Source organism: Nocardia neocaledoniensis (genome assembly GCF_029868625.1).
GTDB classification, from domain to species: Bacteria; Actinomycetota; Actinomycetes; order Mycobacteriales; family Mycobacteriaceae; genus Nocardia; species Nocardia neocaledoniensis_A.
On the sequence record NZ_JARWOJ010000339.1, the window covers coordinates 1 to 1,102 of the forward strand.

The window sequence follows — 1,102 nt, forward strand, 5'->3', positions numbered from 1 at the left end:
CGACATGCGCGCCGAGGGCCTGAACCTGGCCGTGCTGAACTACAGCGACAAGCCGGGCGCGCTGGGCAAGATCGGCACCAAGCTGGGCGAGGCCGAGATCGACATCCTGGCCGCGCAGCTGAGCCAGGACGTGGACGCCGAGGGCGCCACCGTGGTGCTGCGCGTCAACCGCGAGGTGCCCGCCGAGGTGCAGACCGCGATCGCCGAGGCCGTCGGCGCCGCCAAGGTCGTCCTGGTCGACCTGGCCTGATCACACCGACAATCCAGCACTCCTCGAAGTGACGCGCCCGGCGACAAAGCCTTCACCGCAACTACGGACACGAAGCGTAGCGTGACGCGCAGTTCCGCATCCCCAGCGACCGGTCCCCGTTGCACACAATGGGGACAGGTCGGTGACGATACCGGCACGACGTGTCAGGGGCAGAGGGTCGCGTGAACGCCTGGATGCCGGGTATGCGGCTCGCAGGGAACACTGACTGAGGAGGCATACCAATGATTGCTCAGCTCACTCGACTCGCCGCATCCGCGGCCCTGGCGTCCGCAGCGATAGCCGCGAGTGCTGGAGCGGCCGCCGCTGACCCAGGCTCGGTATCGATCGACGGCAATATGCAGGTGGTGGGCATGAACGTGCTCCACATCGACGCCCAAGGCACCGGCGATGGACCGGCGACGGGCACCTATGTCGCGAGCGGCCGGTTGGGGAATATGCCGCTACCGGTACGCGTGACCGGCCCGGTGACCTGTCTGACGATCAACGGAAACACCGTCTCGCTGATCTATCCGATCACGACTGCCGAACCGGTCATGATGTTCGCACCGGACTCGATGGCCATCCAGATCACTGTCACCAAGGGCGTCAACGGGGAACCGAGCCGGATCGGCTACGGAGTCCCGATGCCGACGAACAGCTTCCGGGGATGCCAACCGGGCCCGACGCCATTGATCTTCGACGGGACAATCGACATCAACTGATTGCGTATATCGCGGCCCGACAGCCACGGCCCCCGCCCCGCGGCCCCGCGGGGGGGGGGGGGGGGGGGGGGGAGGCCCGCCGCGCGTGTTTGGGGGGGGGGACCCCCAAAACCAACAAAAAGTGGACAAC

At 67.1% G+C, this 1,102-nt stretch carries 2 protein-coding genes; both read left to right on the forward strand.

Going from position 1 to position 1,102, the window contains the following annotated elements:
• The coding region (locus QH270_RS26165) for an ACT domain-containing protein (protein ID WP_280346733.1) at window positions 1–250 on the forward strand (250 nt) is incomplete at its 5' end.
• Between the two features lie 242 nt (window positions 251–492).
• A complete protein-coding gene (locus QH270_RS26170) occupies window positions 493–972 on the forward strand; it encodes a hypothetical protein (RefSeq protein ID WP_067513555.1) in 480 nt (159 codons plus the stop codon).
• Window positions 973–1,102 lie beyond the last annotated feature (130 nt).